16 protein-coding genes and 2 pseudogenes are annotated in these 15,570 nt (G+C 50.3%); 10 read left to right on the top strand and 8 right to left on the bottom strand.

Annotated elements, in window-relative coordinates; all coding sequences use genetic code 11:
* Positions 1-9 precede the first annotated feature (9 nt).
* Positions 10-268: pseudogene (locus tag ACR0NE_RS21320) on the bottom strand (IS6 family transposase); the annotation flags it as partial.
* Positions 269-274: 6 nt separating this feature from the next.
* On the opposite strand from ACR0NE_RS21320, the gene ACR0NE_RS21315 reads away from it, so the two are divergent.
* From ACR0NE_RS21315 to ACR0NE_RS21305, 3 genes are all read left to right on the top strand, one after another.
* Complete coding sequence (locus ACR0NE_RS21315) at positions 275-565, top strand: hypothetical protein (RefSeq protein ID WP_170598804.1); 291 nt, start codon at positions 275-277, stop codon at positions 563-565.
* Positions 561-746 carry a hypothetical protein gene (locus tag ACR0NE_RS21310; RefSeq protein ID WP_480780094.1) on the top strand — a complete coding sequence of 62 codons (186 nt, stop codon included), beginning with the start codon at positions 561-563 and terminating at the stop codon, positions 744-746. The genes ACR0NE_RS21315 and ACR0NE_RS21310 overlap by 5 nt, the downstream gene beginning before the upstream one ends.
* Before the next feature lie 131 nt (positions 747-877).
* Positions 878-1,222: a hypothetical protein gene (locus ACR0NE_RS21305; RefSeq protein ID WP_170598807.1), complete on the top strand. Its 345-nt coding sequence runs from the start codon at positions 878-880 to the stop codon at positions 1,220-1,222.
* A 1,027-nt stretch (positions 1,223-2,249) separates the two neighbouring features.
* Here ACR0NE_RS21305 and ACR0NE_RS21300 read toward each other — a convergent pair.
* Together ACR0NE_RS21300 and ACR0NE_RS21295 are read right to left on the bottom strand one after the other, a co-directional pair.
* Positions 2,250-2,972, bottom strand: a complete 723-nt coding sequence (locus ACR0NE_RS21300) for a WbqC family protein (protein WP_170565594.1) — start codon at positions 2,970-2,972, stop codon at positions 2,250-2,252.
* Positions 2,969-3,721, bottom strand: coding sequence for a CmcI family methyltransferase (locus ACR0NE_RS21295; RefSeq protein WP_170565591.1), 753 nt, complete (start codon positions 3,719-3,721; stop codon positions 2,969-2,971). The genes ACR0NE_RS21300 and ACR0NE_RS21295 overlap by 4 nt, the downstream gene beginning before the upstream one ends.
* A 468-nt stretch (positions 3,722-4,189) precedes the next feature.
* Here ACR0NE_RS21295 and ACR0NE_RS21290 point away from each other — a divergent pair, with 468 nt between their 5' ends.
* The 5 genes from ACR0NE_RS21290 to ACR0NE_RS21270 all read left to right on the top strand — a co-directional run bounded on the left by ACR0NE_RS21290 (position 4,190) and on the right by ACR0NE_RS21270 (position 8,644).
* Entirely contained in the window at positions 4,190-5,032 is an 843-nt protein-coding gene (locus ACR0NE_RS21290) for a phytanoyl-CoA dioxygenase family protein (RefSeq protein ID WP_480459948.1), read from the top strand.
* 107 nt (positions 5,033-5,139) lie between these two features.
* A complete protein-coding gene (locus ACR0NE_RS21285; RefSeq protein WP_170598810.1) occupies positions 5,140-6,216 on the top strand; it encodes a class I SAM-dependent methyltransferase in 1,077 nt (358 codons plus the stop codon).
* A 27-nt stretch (positions 6,217-6,243) separates the two neighbouring features.
* The gene (locus ACR0NE_RS21280; protein WP_170399832.1) at positions 6,244-6,963 is read left to right on the top strand and encodes a class I SAM-dependent methyltransferase; all 720 of its coding nucleotides are present in this window, start codon (positions 6,244-6,246) and stop codon (positions 6,961-6,963) included.
* A gap of 24 nt (positions 6,964-6,987) precedes the next feature.
* A complete protein-coding gene (locus ACR0NE_RS21275; protein WP_170598813.1) occupies positions 6,988-7,977 on the top strand; it encodes an ATP-grasp domain-containing protein in 990 nt (329 codons plus the stop codon).
* Positions 7,958-8,644: a metallophosphoesterase family protein gene (locus tag ACR0NE_RS21270; protein ID WP_170598816.1), complete on the top strand. Its 687-nt coding sequence runs from the start codon at positions 7,958-7,960 to the stop codon at positions 8,642-8,644. The genes ACR0NE_RS21275 and ACR0NE_RS21270 overlap by 20 nt, the downstream gene beginning before the upstream one ends.
* Here the strand turns inward: ACR0NE_RS21270 and ACR0NE_RS21265 are convergent.
* Genes ACR0NE_RS21265 through rfbF form a run of 5 tightly spaced genes read right to left on the bottom strand, consistent with a single transcriptional unit; the run spans position 8,641 to position 13,298 of the window.
* Positions 8,641-9,744: a DegT/DnrJ/EryC1/StrS family aminotransferase gene (locus tag ACR0NE_RS21265; protein ID WP_170598819.1), complete on the bottom strand. Its 1,104-nt coding sequence runs from the start codon at positions 9,742-9,744 to the stop codon at positions 8,641-8,643. The genes ACR0NE_RS21270 and ACR0NE_RS21265 overlap by 4 nt on opposite strands.
* The gene (locus tag ACR0NE_RS21260; RefSeq protein WP_170598822.1) at positions 9,741-10,952 is read right to left on the bottom strand and encodes a class I SAM-dependent methyltransferase; all 1,212 of its coding nucleotides are present in this window, start codon (positions 10,950-10,952) and stop codon (positions 9,741-9,743) included. The genes ACR0NE_RS21265 and ACR0NE_RS21260 overlap by 4 nt, the downstream gene beginning before the upstream one ends.
* The gene (rfbC, locus tag ACR0NE_RS21255) at positions 10,949-11,491 is read right to left on the bottom strand and encodes a dTDP-4-dehydrorhamnose 3,5-epimerase (protein ID WP_170399817.1); all 543 of its coding nucleotides are present in this window, start codon (positions 11,489-11,491) and stop codon (positions 10,949-10,951) included. Before rfbC ends, ACR0NE_RS21260 begins: the two co-directional genes overlap by 4 nt.
* Positions 11,488-12,549: a CDP-glucose 4,6-dehydratase gene (gene rfbG / locus ACR0NE_RS21250; protein WP_480459947.1), complete on the bottom strand. Its 1,062-nt coding sequence runs from the start codon at positions 12,547-12,549 to the stop codon at positions 11,488-11,490. The genes rfbC and rfbG overlap by 4 nt, the downstream gene beginning before the upstream one ends.
* A complete protein-coding gene (gene rfbF, locus ACR0NE_RS21245) occupies positions 12,534-13,298 on the bottom strand; it encodes a glucose-1-phosphate cytidylyltransferase (protein WP_170399814.1) in 765 nt (254 codons plus the stop codon). Before rfbF ends, rfbG begins: the two co-directional genes overlap by 16 nt.
* A gap of 589 nt (positions 13,299-13,887) precedes the next feature.
* On the opposite strand from rfbF, the gene ACR0NE_RS21240 reads away from it, so the two are divergent.
* Positions 13,888-14,964, top strand: coding sequence for a TIGR00180 family glycosyltransferase (locus ACR0NE_RS21240; protein WP_170598824.1), 1,077 nt, complete (start codon positions 13,888-13,890; stop codon positions 14,962-14,964).
* A 364-nt stretch (positions 14,965-15,328) separates the two neighbouring features.
* Positions 15,329-15,424 (top strand): annotated as a pseudogene (locus ACR0NE_RS21235) (IS5/IS1182 family transposase); the annotation flags it as partial.
* Between the last annotated feature and the right edge of the window lie 146 nt (positions 15,425-15,570).

The raw sequence follows: 15,570 nt of genomic DNA, 5'->3' as shown, positions 1-15,570 counted from the left end.
CCTTCACAAAACCTCATCCACATGCCACTTCCATTTCGAGAATGCGCCCAGTTGTTGCACCCGCTTTCTTCGGATCTCAGAGGCAAACATCGGGCCAAACCTGATCCACCAATAGCGGACAGTTTCGTGGCTCACGTCGATGCCTCGTTCGTGCAGCAGAACTTCGACATTCCGAAACGAAAGCGGGAAGCGGATGTACTGCATCACCGCAAGGCGGATGATCTCAGGACTGGTGTTTATAGTATTTGAAAGAAGCAGGTCTTGTCATGGGTAAATGCTGAGAAAGCCCCCTGCCCGCCTCAAGGCAAGGTCTACCGACGAGACCTTTGGGATTGATGACGTCTTTATATTGAATGGTGTCAGTTTTGATCGAAGTGATTTGAGTGTTTATTTGGGGTCCGCAATTTTGGGCATAGACACAGACAATGATGGATTTGCCGATACAACCATCGTTCTAGGGGGCGATTATTCCGGTTCGGAATCTACGGTGAAAGATCTCGATGGGGCGACGGCCATAGCAGCTTTATTTCCACCAAAATGCACAAGACGGTGTTTTTCACATTGACGAAGACGATGTCATCGCTGGAAACATCCTAGCCAACGACAACTGGTACACAGGCGGAGGACTAACCGTATCCCTGCTTTCAGGTCCGGAAGAGAGGCTACCAAACCTGAATAATGATGGATCGTTTACATATGAAGCAGATTCAGATGTCTTGATTTGGTCGCCCCCGGTGACGAGATAGTCCAGACATTCACGTATGAACTTGAAGACACGTTCGGTAGAACTTCCGAAGCCACGGCCCTCATTTCTGTAAAAATACTGGATGACAGCGGATCGCTTTCGGGAAGTCGGAGACGAGACCATATCAATGGCTTGGATGAAGCTGATATCCTGGAGGATGGCTTCGGAAGAGACAAATTGGATGGTGGGGAAAGCGCCGATATCCTGAGAGGCGGACCAGGCCGCGGTGTTCTTATTAGTGGAGAGGAAGCTGACCTTCTTGAGTTTCACTTTTTTGATGGCTTCAACATCATGACTGATTTTGAAGTTGGGATTGATCAGATTGGGATTGGCTCAGGTCTATTTGCAGACAATATCTCTGACATTAAGTACCGGGATCTGGATGACGGGGTGCTGCTTAATTTAAGTGGTGCCAAAGTCTTAGTTGAGGATCTGGCATTTATGGATCTGAGCGAAGATTCATTCGCTTGGTTATAGCGAATATCTGTGCTCGCGCGTTAGAATCTATAGCATTGTAGAGCCCAGGCTGCCCTACTGAAACCAAAGTCTTGAAAGTGAATCTACCAATTCGGATTGATCCATGCATCAAGCTGCATTTTGAACTGGGCACAAGGCAGGCCGCACAAAGCCCGAATTCCTGAGTGGTAGACCGATCACGCCACCGAATCTTGTCCACCTCTTGGTACATATTGTGGCAGTTATTTTTTTGCATGAAAAATGGTTACTCAAATAGGGTTGTTCCCCCTTGGTCCGCCACTTACTCCCTATGTGCGACAAATAGTTTTGCCTTTTGCGATAGAAATTTTCCATTACGCCGCACAGCCATGCCTTCTGCCAAGTGGTTACGTCGTACATATTTCCCTTTAACAACTGGTTTTGGGCGAAGCCCTTCAGGGTGCTCGTCTCTAAAACCTGCTCCCGGCGAGGGTTGGGGGGTAGCAAGTGCAATATAGTTCGAAAGGGTGGTGCGCCTATAGGCGTCCGCCCAGGACGGGCTTTGCGCGGTGCCCTCATGACGGCACAGCTCTGCAATACTTTCCTCGCCTATTTGGCCGTCCAGTAAAATCTGGATCTTTTCTTGTGCGGAATACTGTTTACGGGTCGAACGCCAAATGTCCTTTGCTGGCTTCTCACCGTGACTCTGCTTGTTTTAGGGGTTCTTTCTCATCTCCACTCCTTGGCAGCTACGATGAGCCAGAAATCTACTCTTATCAAATCGACCAATACTGTCCCAATGGTACTGACGGCAGACACCGGAAGCTAATGATATAGACCAGAACTAAGGTCCACAATAAGGCACTGATTTTCTTAAATTATTCAAGTTAGCGCCCAATAGTTAACGGCACAGTAAGATTGGGCGTGGGAGCTCACTTCGGGCGGCGTCAATCCTTTGGCTATCACCTCCTCTGCCCCGGACAGTTGGGGGTACAGATAGAACACTCCGAGCCGTCAACGCTATGATGCGATCCTGTTCCAAACCGGAAACGATCCCATATTAGGAAGCCTATGTCTGTTGGTGGTTCTGAAGAAATTCTTTCCAGTGGCGAGTGCGCGGGTTTAGATAAGATGCAGCTTGAGCAGGGCCTACATGTGCTAACAGGTCAAGCCCGGTCACGAACGGCGAAAAATCATCTTCAACACGCCCCCAGGGCCTGACATCATATTCCATGTATTCGACGTTGATCCCTGCCACTTCAAACCCCTTGTGCTCCAGGTAGTTGCGTGCGCCATGTCCGGTGACATAGCGCGTTCCGCCCAATTCCTTTACGATGTGCATGACCCGTTCTGACCCGTGCCCGCCAATATTCAGATCAGTGCTGAGACAGGTACTTTTGGGCGCAATTCCACATCTAGAGGCCAGTCCTTCACTGCTGGCAATCAGGGCGTCGCAGAGCTTGTCGTATCGTTCCAATCTTTGAACCAATGCCAATGTCGTGTCCAAATAAGGGGTGTCTTTCAACGATTGTTTGAGTTTAGCAACGTGACTTTCAAGCCAGTGTGGATTGGCGGCGGTGAGATCAGCGATTTTGGTACTACTGCCAGTGTGTTTTACCGGTACACTGAGCCAGGAGGTACCTGTAGGCAGCTTTACTTGCACCCGATTGGTAAACGAACCCTTGGAGAACTGCGCATCTACCAACCAAACGACTATGTCGGCCAAGGCGAGTTGAGCCAAAAACCCCGGCCAAGGAAAATACATTGGTTGCGAAATGACTACGGTGGTCATGCTGGTTTGCGGCGAATGTACCCGCCAGGCGAAGAGGATAGCACAAGCTTGCCGTTCAACACCGGATCAATTTCGAATAAGTCTGCCTCTGACATATAGTCATTGAGCGCTGATAGCGGCTCGTTTCCAGTAAACCACGATTTCGACCGATTTTGCGGACTGTCCTTTTGGGCGACATGCCCGATCATCGTATCTGCAACGACCATGTAGCAGCCGGGTGTCACCAACGGACCGTAGGCACGGCATTCGGTCAGAACATGATCGCGGCTGTGATCGCTGTCTAGAACTACCATGACTTTGGCGCCTTCAGGGATCTCGGCACGCACAGCGGCCAATGTTTCCTCGCTGGTCGACGGCCCCTCAATTAGAGTGACTCGTTTCGACATAGGGTGTTTGTTGATCGTGTCACGGTTATGAGAGCGGATATCTATGTCGACTCCGATCACGGTGCCGTTGCCAATCAACTGCAATAGTGAGGCCATAAACAGCACCGAGCCACCGCGTGCCACGCCAGTTTCGATAATGACATCGGGTTTCGTATTCCAGATCACTTCCTGTGTCGCCATCACATCTGCAGGCATCTGAATGATGGGTGCACCCATCCAGCTCCACAGATAAGAGTAGTCATAAGGATCAAGTTGCAACATATGTGCAATTGAACTTTGAAAAACCTGCTCGTCTTGCCCAAGCGCCAAGCATTGCTTTTTCTTGTGAGCTTCAAACTCTTTGCGGTCGTCTTTTGACGTCATGATTTGCCTTCAGCATTTTTAAGTGATTTGCCACGCTCTGGAGCTCTCATCTAAGCTTTGTTGCAGGTCGTGTCACCATCCATTGTGTGAGTAGGTTTTATATCGCGAACATTCGCGTCGGTCCGACACGCTTTTGAACAACCCGAACACTTTTTTGTCTAGCTTCCGAAATGAATAGCTCAAAGGTCTCTACTAAAACAATAGAGCATCCCACTTTGAATAAGTGTGCCGAATTCTTAGAACGTTCTAGCTACTACCGGGGCCATGTTGCTATCGTTACATCATAGCCGCCTCGGTGTCTTTTATGAATTGGCCATGATCAGTTCAGCCAATTCGAATGTCCTCAGCTTTAACTGTCCTACTCCAAAAGAACTCGCTAATTCGCCGTCTATTTGGGGTCGTCGGTCTGGTATTGACGGTCTCGGGACATTATGAAAGACGAAGTCCTGAGGTATGAGGAGCTTTGACGTGACAGCGATCTTATCCGAAGCGGACCGGAAATTCTTCGAAGCTGAAGGGTATTTGATAATCAAGGGCTTTTACGACGTCGCTAAAGAAATCACACCGATTCAGAAAGATATATATGAAATTATCGGTCTGGTGGCAGAGCGTCATGGTGAAGATCTGAACCGCCCCCGATTTACGCCCGAACAATTTGACGCAGGTTACAACACCCTTATTGCTAGGAACCGTAGCTATGGCGGCGAGATTTACGATCTGGTTAAGCAAATACCGGCGTTCCTGCGCTTGGTTTGTAACGAGAGATCAGATGCGCTATTTCGTAGCTTGCGCAATACTACGCATTCGGGGATTGGTGCGGCGTCTTATGGCATTCGGATTGATGTCCCATACGAAGACAAATTTCGCTCTCATTGGCATCAAGAATTCATGTACCAGCCTCAAAGCATTGATGGAATTGTATTTTGGACCCCGCTTTTACCGGTAACTGATGAATATGGCCCTGTGATTGTTCTACCCAAATCCCATCGCGACGGACTTTGCGTTTATTCTCGCGGAGCGAATTACGCTGACAAGCAAGGCGCATATCAGATCGGCCTGCACGACGAGGACGAGATTATCGGCAAATACGAACAAGCTGCCCCACTGACGGAACCCGGTGACTTATTGTTAATGGATTTTTTGACGCTCCATGGCTCAGGCGTGAACCGAGCAGAAAGAGCACGCTGGTCAGTGCAAAGCCGTTTTTTTAACTACCGCGATCCTGTGGGACAGAAAGTAGGTTGGAAAGCGTCGGTGACATCCGGTACTGACGTCGCACAGGTGTTTCCCGATCACTTTATCGAGACGTAAGGTATGACAACGACGAGACGTAAGATATGACGACAACATGTAATGTCTGCGGTACGCCTTCCGGTGCTCCGATTTTTGAAAGCAGCGAAAACAGATCACTTACCACAATGAACAACCTCATTGAGGGTCGCACTACTGTTTATTTCTGTGAAGTTTGCCAGCACGCTCAAACCAATGAACTGCCTGATCTGGAAGCGTTTTATTCCACCGAGTATGAGATCAGTATTGACAGCGAAGACGATGATCAGCTTTACGCCGTCGTAGACGGCAAGGAAGTTTATCGGTCGCAACATCAGGCGAATGTGCTGATGTCAAAAATTGATCTTTCGAAACATCGAAAGGTACTAGATTACGGCTGCGCCAAGGCTCCCACTCTAAGGTCCGTTTGCAAAGAAATACCAGAGATAGAGCCGTATTTGTTTGATGTGACAGACAAATACATACCGTTTTGGGAACGCTTTCCAACCAGCGCCAAATGGGCCACTCATGCACCTGACCCGAGTTGGCAACGGCAGATGGACGTCGTTCTTTCGTTCTACGCACTGGAACATATCCCACATCTTGATCGGATACTGGCGGAGGTCAGCATACTGCTGAAAGAAGGAGGGTATTTCTACTTTATCGTGCCGGACATGTATCAGAACGCAGCTGATTTCGTAGTCGCAGATCACGTAAACCACTTCTCCGAGTCGTCTTTGTGGCGCCTCATGACCGATGCTGGGTTCGATAGCATAGATATTGATCCAGATGCTCATGCGTCGGCTTACGTCGTTTCAGGTCGGCTCACCGCAACCGACGCGCAAGTTCTAACTCCACCAGAATTCCCGAACCGGGTAGATGATGCCAAGCAGTTGGCCGCTTTTTGGAGCGACATCAAAACACGGATCACCACATTCGAGGAGACAGTCGAGGTGGACATGCCTTTGGCGATATATGGTGCCGGGATTTATGGCCATTTCATCTATTCCTGTCTGAAAGAACCCTGCCGCGTCAGCTATTTTGTCGATCAGAATCCGTTTCTGCATGGCAAGGAGATTGATGGCATTCCGATAGTCCCCCCGCGAGATTTGCAATCGGAGCCCGCGGCAATTTTGGTGGGGCTAAACCCACGTCACGCGCGCCGAATAATTGAAGGAATTCCAAATTTTCAGACCCCTGATCGGAAATTCCTCTACCTGTCATGACGTGTATTCGAAAGGGCTGACTATCTGATGGAAAACCTAGACGACGTCGCATCAAAGTATTTGCAGCCACCTAGTGTCGAGATTGAGAATGATCTCATTATGCGGTGGTATCCCGAGAGGATTTTTGAGCGTGCGGGACATGTTGGGCGTTTGCTAGAGCTTGGGTTGGGGCATGGTTACACAGTTCCCTTCTTTTTCAAGATGAGTGACCAGCACGTCGTCGTTGAAGGCTCTCAAAAGGTCATCGAGAATTTTCAGTCCAAGAACCCTTGGTATACTGGATCATTGGAGGCGGGGTACTTCGAAACTTACACACCTACCGACACCTTCGATCTGATTGTCATGGGATTCGTGCTCGAGCATGTGGATGATCCAGTCGCCATTCTAAGCCGGTACAAAAAGTTTCTAGCTCCCAACGGTCGCATTTGGATTGCTGTACCGAATGCAAAATCGTTAAACCGGCGCCTCGGGCTTGAGATGGGGATGATCGAGGACATTTATGATCTGAACGAAACGGATTTAATGCTCGGACATCAACGCAATTTTTGCCGCGATACATTGCGAAGCGCCATCGAGCTGGCCGGGTACAGAGTAACGCATGAGGAAGGGCTTTACCTGAAGCCTCTTCCATTGGGTGTTCTAAGAACGCTAGATAACTTTGAAGAGAACATGCGCGCGATGATGGCTGTTGGCGTTGACTTTCCAGATCTTTGTGTTGGTCTTCTTGTAGAAGTGTCTCATGACTAGAGCTGTTTGTGCGGGGCCTGAGTTGTGAACGAGCGCCGACGTATTCTGGTCACCGGCGTAGGAGCGCTCATAGGCCAGGGCATCGCCAGCAGTCTGCGGGATGACGGGCGGTCGTGGTTAATTGGACTTGACCGGCGCATGTCGCTATTCGGCGCAGAGCTGTGCGATGAAACTCTGCTGAAACCCAAGATAGACGAAAGCTCAGATGCGTATCTGACGTTCTGGAAAGATTTGGTGCAGGATCACGGAATTGAACTGATTATTCCAGGTATCAGCATCGACATGGCGTTTCTAGACGCCCACCGAAGTTTTTTCGAAGACCTCGGGGTAGCGTTGGCCCTAAACACGTCGCATCTTATCGCGTTGACTGAAAACAAGTCGGATTTTGCAGCCGACTATGCGCAGTTGGGGTTGCCAGTCATCCCGTCGATTACAGGAGGTGGCACTTGGGAAGCGGCCTGCGCGGCGCTGGGGAAACCGCCATTTCTTTTGAAACCCAGCAATGGGGAAGGCTCCGTTGGCATTGTACTTCTTCATGACGAAGTAGATTTTGATTATTGGAGCGGAAAAACCTCGGGCGAATTTCTTGTGCAGCGGATTGTTGGTACGGACGACGATGAATATACTGTCGGTACATTTGGCTTTGGCGACGGCGAATACATTGGCCCACTGATCTTTCAGCGCCGATTGACACGTGCCGGGAACACTGGCGAGGCAAAGACCGTCACTCATGAAGCCGTATCCAAAGCAACTGATACAATCATGCGCTACTACAAGCCGCTGGGTCCAACCAACTTACAATTCCGTTTGGAAGGTGAGGATGCTTATCTTCTTGAAATCAACCCTCGGTTTTCAAGTAGTTGTTCCTTGCGAACCGCTTTCGGGTTCAACGAAGCTGAGATGTGTGTTGACTTTTACCTGAACCGACGACGGCCTGCGCAACCTGTCTTGCGTGAAGGGATTGCGCAGCGTCACAACGCAGATCGGATACGTTATGCTGGGCCTGATCTCTGATATTCATGCCAATCTGGCCGCGCTTGAGGCGGTTTTGGCTGACGCGAAGTCCAAAGGGGTGACAGAGTTTGTGTGCCTTGGCGACGTTATTGGGTATAATGGGCAGCCGGAAGAATGCGTACAACTGCTCAAGGCAGAAGGGGTGCGCAATATACTGGGCAATCACGACAGCTACGTTACGTCGGGACAGAATTGCGAACGCTCTAAGGTCGTCGCGGGTATCATAGACAAACATCAGGCAGAGCTAAGTTCGGACAGCGTGGCATGGTTGAGCCGATCATTGGACAGCATCCAAGATGGCACAACATTGTTTGTACACGGAGGACCGCAGGATCATGTCGATGAATACCTCTATAAAGTGGGGATCGATACGTTTCCCAAAGGCGTAACACGGCTCTTTGCGGGTCATACCCATGTGCAATGCGTTCTAGACTTTGGTACGCACGTCTTTTGCAATCCGGGCTCGGTCGGACAGCCGCGCGATGGAGACCCACGTGCAGCTTACGCAATCTTATCAGATGGCCAGATTGCCCTGCACAGAGTCGTTTATGACATCGACCGCACGATACGCGCGATGAAAGAGCGCGGGTACGAAGAGTTCATGTATCGCGGACTTGCCAAAGGCGCCCAGATCAACGGGCGTATTGACGAGATTATGAAAGCCTAAGGAGAGGCCAAGGTCTCGATTACCCGACAGACTCGATCAATGTCCCCGTCTGTCATGTCGTGAAAACTGGGCAGGTTCAGTGCCCGCTCGCAAATATCATGGGCATGCGGGGTAGGCGCTTCTACGAACATAGGCTGGCTGGAAAGCGGGTAGAAAAATACCCGCGCATCAATGTTTGCTGCCTCGAATGCTGCCAAGGCCCTCTCACGGGAGACGCCAAGTGCCTTGTCAAAAACAACAGTGGGCATCCACGCGCCATTACGGACGTGAGGAGGCTCAGGGTTCATCGATAGTCCTCGATGCGACAGCCGCTCTTTGTAAGCTGCAAGTATCTCCGCTTTGCGGTTCGTCAGTTCCTCAATGCGCTCAATCTGCCCCATTCCTATTGCAGCTTGAATGTTTGACATCTTGAATTTGTAGCCGACCGTATCAGCCCAGAATTGTTTTTTCTGCGCCTTGTCACGTCCGTGATTGGACAGCGTCAGAATGCGATCCGCCAAAGTATCGTCATCGGTCACCAGCATCCCGCCTTCGCCGGTGGTCAACGTTTTCGTACCATGAAAAGAGAAGGTCCCGAACTTTCCAATCGCGCCTGTATGAATGGCGCGATATCGCGCACCCAACGCTTCGGCCGCGTCTTCGATAAGCACCACTCCACATTCATCTGCGATGCTCAACAGTGTGTCCATCTCACAGAGATTACCGTAGAGATGTGTGGCTATGATGGCCTTGGTTTTCGATGTAATCGCCGCGCGGACCTGATCAGGATCAATACACCAACTGTCTGGCAAGATATCAACGAAAATCGGTGTTGCGCCCAAATGCACGACGGGAGCAACCGTAGCGATCCAATTTGTGTCGGCAAGGATGACCTCATCGCCCGGACCGATACCTAGCGCAGCCAGACCCATCTCCATCGCGCCCGTGCAACTGGAAGTCGAAATAGCATGTTTTGTTCCGACATACTCTGCGAAGGTCGCCTCGAAGCGATGAATGTAGTCATAACATTTCGGCCCCCAACCAGTGCGGGCGGCATCTGTGGCATAACTAACCTCGAGATCGGTGATAGAGGGTCGGGTATAGACGATGCGGTCGGTCATAGGATTTGCAGTTCTGGCACAGCAGTTACAAAACGGGTATCTACAAGCCAATCAAGTGATTGCATAATCTCGGTTTTCAGGTTCCATGGGAATATCACCAGGTAGTCTGGACGTCGGTTCTGTAGCTCGTCTGGCGCCAGAATGGGGATATGACTGCCCGGTAGGTATTTGCCGATCTTAAATTCTGCAGCATCACATACGAATTCAATGGCGTCTGGACCAACGCCTGCGAAGTTCATAAGCGTGTTGCCTTTCGCGGCTGCGCCGTATCCTGCTACCGACTTTCCCTCCACTTTAGCATCCAGCACGAACCGCAAGAAATCGTCTTTGACCTTTTCCGCTTTGAGTTGGAAACCTGTGTAGAAGTCATCGTCGTTCATTCCGTGAGATGCTTCGAGATCACGCATGGCCTTCACGGCGTCGGTTTGTGCATGTCTGGCTCCTTCAAGACAGGCAAAGAGACGCAAGCTGCCGCCATGAGTTGTTAGTTGTTCAACATCGAACACCCGCAAACCTGCCGCCGCCAGAATACGCTCGGCTGACAGAAGAGAAATGTAGGAGAAATGTTCGTGATACACGGTATCGAACTGGTTTTGCGTCACCAGATTCAACAAATGCGGAAACTCGAGTGTGACCACGCCCTGAGGTTTTAGGCAAACCGCCAGCCCTCGCGAGAAACAGTTAATGTCGGGTACATGGGCAAAGACATTGTTACCTATGACAAGATCAGATTTGGCCAGCCCCTTAGCCAACCCTTCCCCGAAGAACTCCTCTACAACATTGATCCCGATTGCCGTCGCTGCGGAGGCGGTGGAATGTGTGGGTTCAATACCTAGGCAGGGGATCCCTGCCTTCCGAAAATTGCGCAGCAGATAACCGTCGTTGGATGCAACCTCGATCACATGAGAATCCGCATCTAGAGCAAATCGTTCGATAACCGTGTCGCAATAGGCTTTGGCATGGGCAAGCCAAGAGGTCGAGGTGGAAGAAAAATAAGCGTATTCTTCGGTGAATAGCGCCTCGCCCGACGAGAAGTCTTCCGTTTGTACAAGGCGGCACTCCTTGCACACGAAAAGCCGCAGCGGATAGGTCAGTTCGGGACGAGAAAGCGCTTCCGCACTTAGATAATCGTTTGACGGGGGTGCATATCCCAAATCAAGAAACGCCATAGTGCGTGAAGACAGACAGTGTCGGCAGGTATTGGTCATAAGGGGCGAACATCCAGCAGGGCAGGCAAGTTTTGATCTCTTTCCGACATAAGCGTGATAGGTAAGGGCCAATCAATGCCCAGATCGGGGTCTGTCGCACGCACACCACCCTCAAGTTCCGGTGTGTACGGAGCAGTGTGGCAATAGTGTAGCGTCGCAGTCTCGGTCAATGTCTGGAAACCATGAGCGCAGCCCTCAGGAATGTAGATTGCGTTCCCAGCCTCAGCGCATAATGTGATTGCTCTGCTTTGACCAAATGTTGGAGAGCCTTCGCGCAGGTCAAGCGCCAGATCGAATACCTTTCCTTCGGTTGCACGTATAAGCTTTGCCTCAGCCATAGGCGCACGCTGAAAATGCAGACCGCGCAAAGTACCTTGCCCCTTGGTTTGCGACATATTCATTTGTACCCAATTGGTCAGCAGACCGGCTTGCGCAAAAACGTCAGCACAGAATGTACGAGCAAAAGCACCGCGGGCATCGGACTGGCGCGCCAACTGGACTTCGTAAAGCCCATCAATATCTTGAGGGATAAGCTTCAAGATTCACCATAATATTGCAACTGTTTAAGTGAGACCGCACGAGGGCACTGGCCCTCCGCAACAGACTGGTACCACTGTATTGTGGCGCGGATGCCGTCTTCGAAAGACCAACAGGCGAAATGACCCAGCAGTGCCTCTGCCTTGTCAGTGGCAAGCCGGAGAATCTGAGCTTCGTGGGCAGAATTGGATTTCCGAGAAGTATCTTCCCATGCGCCCGGCCACATGGAGAGTGCCGTTGTAACAACGTCCTTTACGGTTCTTACCCCCTCAGATGGTGGACCAAAATTGAACGCACTTTGGAGATCGGGATCTGCCGACGTAAACAGCTTTTCCGCGAGTATCAAATACCCTCGCAGAGGCTCCAGGACGTGTTGCCATGGTCGAACGGAATTCGGGTTGCGCACTTTGACTGGAATGTCGGCCGCCAGTGCACGTGCAATATCGGGCACGATGCGGTTCTCGGCCCAGTCGCCACCGCCAATAACGTTGCCTGCGCGCGCCGAAGCCATACGGATCTCTGTCTGTGCAAAAAAAGATTTTCTCCAGCTATCGACGCCAATTTCCATCGCGGCTTTGCTGGAACTATATGGGTCATGACCACCTAGGGGATCAGTTTCGCGAAATGGCCGCGCTTGTTCGTCGTTGGCATACACTTTGTCTGTAGTTACCATAACCACGGCGCGTGGACCGGTCAGATCACGCAGCGCCTCCATCAGATTGAGCGTCCCCATCACATTGGTGGACCAGGTCTCAATCGGGGTTTCGTATCCACGTAAAACCAAAGATTGTGCTGCCATGTGAAAAACGATTTCGGGGTCTGACACTGTTACGGCGTTTGTCACGACAGACGAATCTCGAATGTCACCTATAATGTGCCTGATGGTATCTTCTAGTTTCAGAGAGGAAAAAAAGGGACTTTCAGGTGCCAGTGCTATGCCAGTGACTTTGGCACCGAGTTGCGTCAACCACAGCGCAAGCCATGCACCTTTGAACCCGGTATGTCCGGTAATCAGAACGCGTTTGTCTTTCCAGAACGCATTCATCACCAAGTTTTCCATGGTGCATCGCCGGATTTCCAAAGCTCTTCAAGGTAATCACGATCCCGCATCGTATCCATCGGAGCCCAGAAACCCGAATGCTTGAACACTGAAAGCTGTCGCTCAGTTGCCAGAGTTTCCAATGGAGCGCGTTCCCAAATCGTTTCGTCTCCGTCGATGTAGTCAATCACCTCAGGCTCACAGACAAAAAAACCGCCGTTAACCCAGAAGCCATCTCCATCGGGTTTCTCGTTAAACCGGGTCACAAAATCACCCTCGATCTCCAAGGCTCCGAACCGCGCTGCTGGTTGCAAGGCGGTAACGGTCGCACGGCTGCCAGTTCTTTTGTGAAAGGCCAAAAGCTTGGTAATATCAAGGTCCGTCACACCGTCGCCGTATGTAAGACAAAACGTTTCGGTCAGATGCTCCTTCACACGCTTTAGGCGGCCACCGGTTTGGGTTAGCTGACCGGTGTCGACCAGTGTAACCTGCCAAGGCTCCGAGTATCGATTGTGCACCTTCATCTTATTGTCTTTTAGATCAAATGTGACATCGGATGTATGTAGAAAGTAGTTCGCGAAATACTCTTTGATCAGATAGCCTTTGTAGCCGCAGCAGATGACAAATTCAGTGATCCCATGGGCGCCATAGATTTTCATGATGTGCCATAATATGGGCAAACCACCAATTTCAATCATGGGTTTTGGGCGGAGGTGAGATTCTTCACTAATCCGAGTTCCAAGCCCGCCCGCTAGAATTACCGCTTTCAAATCATCGCTCCGCTCTGTTCTAATCGACCAACAGGCCGCAGATAATTGAATTCCCTTTAAGCATGATAACTTTGATTAGCAAGGAGAGTGGTGTGAGACGCGTCGAGCTGGTCTCAGTTTGCTACATAATTTGAAAACCCATGTGAATCAAAGCTGCCACTTTGGGTCAGCTCAAAGTTCGGTCGTGAGTTGAGTTGGCGTTCCTGATTGAACTCGGGTATTGCCAAGTTGTCTGCGGCAGACTGCGATCTATTCGCAGATGTTGTCTCATGCCGCCATTCTACCGGAGTAGTCAGCCCAGAGGTTGAGCGTATCTGATCGAGCGCAACGAAGTGAGGCTGCTCCCGCCCGAACAAGCCAAAAATTCAAGAGTCAGAATCTGGTTAGCATGGAATAATTCCAGTTCAGTTGCCAGCACCTATATTTTCACAGATTGACTTCGATCGTGTTTTGGGGTTGGACACATGCGAAAATATCAAGTTATGAGCCGCGCTGGACCGCATATCTACACCGTCAAATTTCTAATAGACCATAATTCGACGCCGTGTAGCCCACTAGATCTCCGGTATTAGCCGCATAAGGATGCACCATGGTCCCTCTAGTTATTCCCACACGTAACCGTCCAATGTCTTTGTCCTTTCTCCTTAAGTATCTGGGCGAGTTCAATCCGGGACAACGTGTGGTGATCGCCAATGGCAGTCATCATTCATACCTTGCTGCTTATGAGGAAGCGGTACGTGACAACGACAGTCTTTTGCAGATCGAATATAAGGAGTACGATTCCGATCTGCATTTTCGGGACCGCATGGTTGATTGTGTGAGCGGGTTGGATGATGACATTATCTTCGTCGGAGCAGATGATGATTTTCCTGTGCTTGATACACTCTATCAAGGTGTTGAATTCCTGCGCGCAAACCACGACCACGTCGTCGCTATCGGCGGGATCATTTGCCTGTCAATGTTAGACGAAGATCAGTTCAACGCGAAATTTCTTCATGCATTCAGCCTTCAAGACGAAGACATAGTTTCTCGTCTGTCTAAATACAGCCAATGGGCCTTCGCGACCAGTTATGCTGCGACACGCCGCGATCACTACCTTGAAAGATGTAACAACTTACAGCTTAATGCCATGAAAATATTTGGCGACTATAATGTCGGCCTCCACGACTGTCTGGCTGGAAAAATCAAGGCCTTGCCAGAAATTGGCTACTTCACCACAAAACTAGCCACTCATAGTAGGTTTGGACCGCCCAGCCGTCTGCATTATCTGGAGCATGCACAAGAAACCTTAAACCTGAGAGATTACTATACTGAAAAAATTGCCTCAACTACGGCAATTGACAATCAAGAAGCTCGGTCAATCGCAGATAAACTGATTGCAATGAAAATTGCCCATTGGACAGGTGGCAGCCCGCAGTTTTTGGATGGGTTTGGGTGTTCGTCGCTGTTCTGTGATGAAACTGTGCGCAAACAATATGACGCGTTTCAAGATCTATTTCGTCAAGGTACAGCAGAGCAAAAGAAACTTGGAGGCAATCTAAGGAAGGTTGTCGACGCAATGTTGGAAATTAGTGAGGCTAATTCAGATAATCACGGTGAGCCGGAAAAGTACGATTCAATAGAATATTTTTTGGCTTCGACCAATGGCGGTATTTCGCGGCCATGACAGAACGCCTCGTTAAGGAGTAAATGGATGAGACGAAAGATTAAGCGCAAACTTGCTAAGATGTTTTCTGCGCGCCGCTCGGAGAACAGTGCGAAGCCGAGGCCCGAACCAAAAAAACCAAAGCAGATCATTAGCCCACGGTTTAATATAGCCTTTTCCCCAGAAACGCTTGAAAGAAAGTGAAGTGGGCCTGCTTTCAAAGGGCGTATTTCTGTCGCGAAATTTATCGCTGAGCGTGGAAATTTCGTCGGATCAACAGGTCAAGCAGCCAAATCCGCGATGCGTTGAAACTAACCGAGTCCAGGCGTAATTTATCCTCCGCGGATCATGTGTGTCTTCGATACCTGCAAGTGTTGCCTTCGCTGATCGCGCGTACGATACCAATTGGTTCCGTGAAGCATTGAAAGACAATGGGATACGCGCCTGTGTCCCCGGAGGAAAACAGCGCAAAAAAACCTATTAATATGACAAGCGAAGATACCAAAGGCGCAACCCGATCCCCGCCTCCGGTCCATGTTGATCCGCGCCCATGGCTGGACCCACGATCTGAAGTCCGGAGTTCAACTGATGGAAGTTGCGCGGCGTGAAAGCGTCCCCGGCGCTTTC

It is taken from the genome of Ruegeria sp. C9 (assembly GCF_056537585.1).
This window is presented reverse-complemented; position numbering and strand designations above follow the sequence as displayed.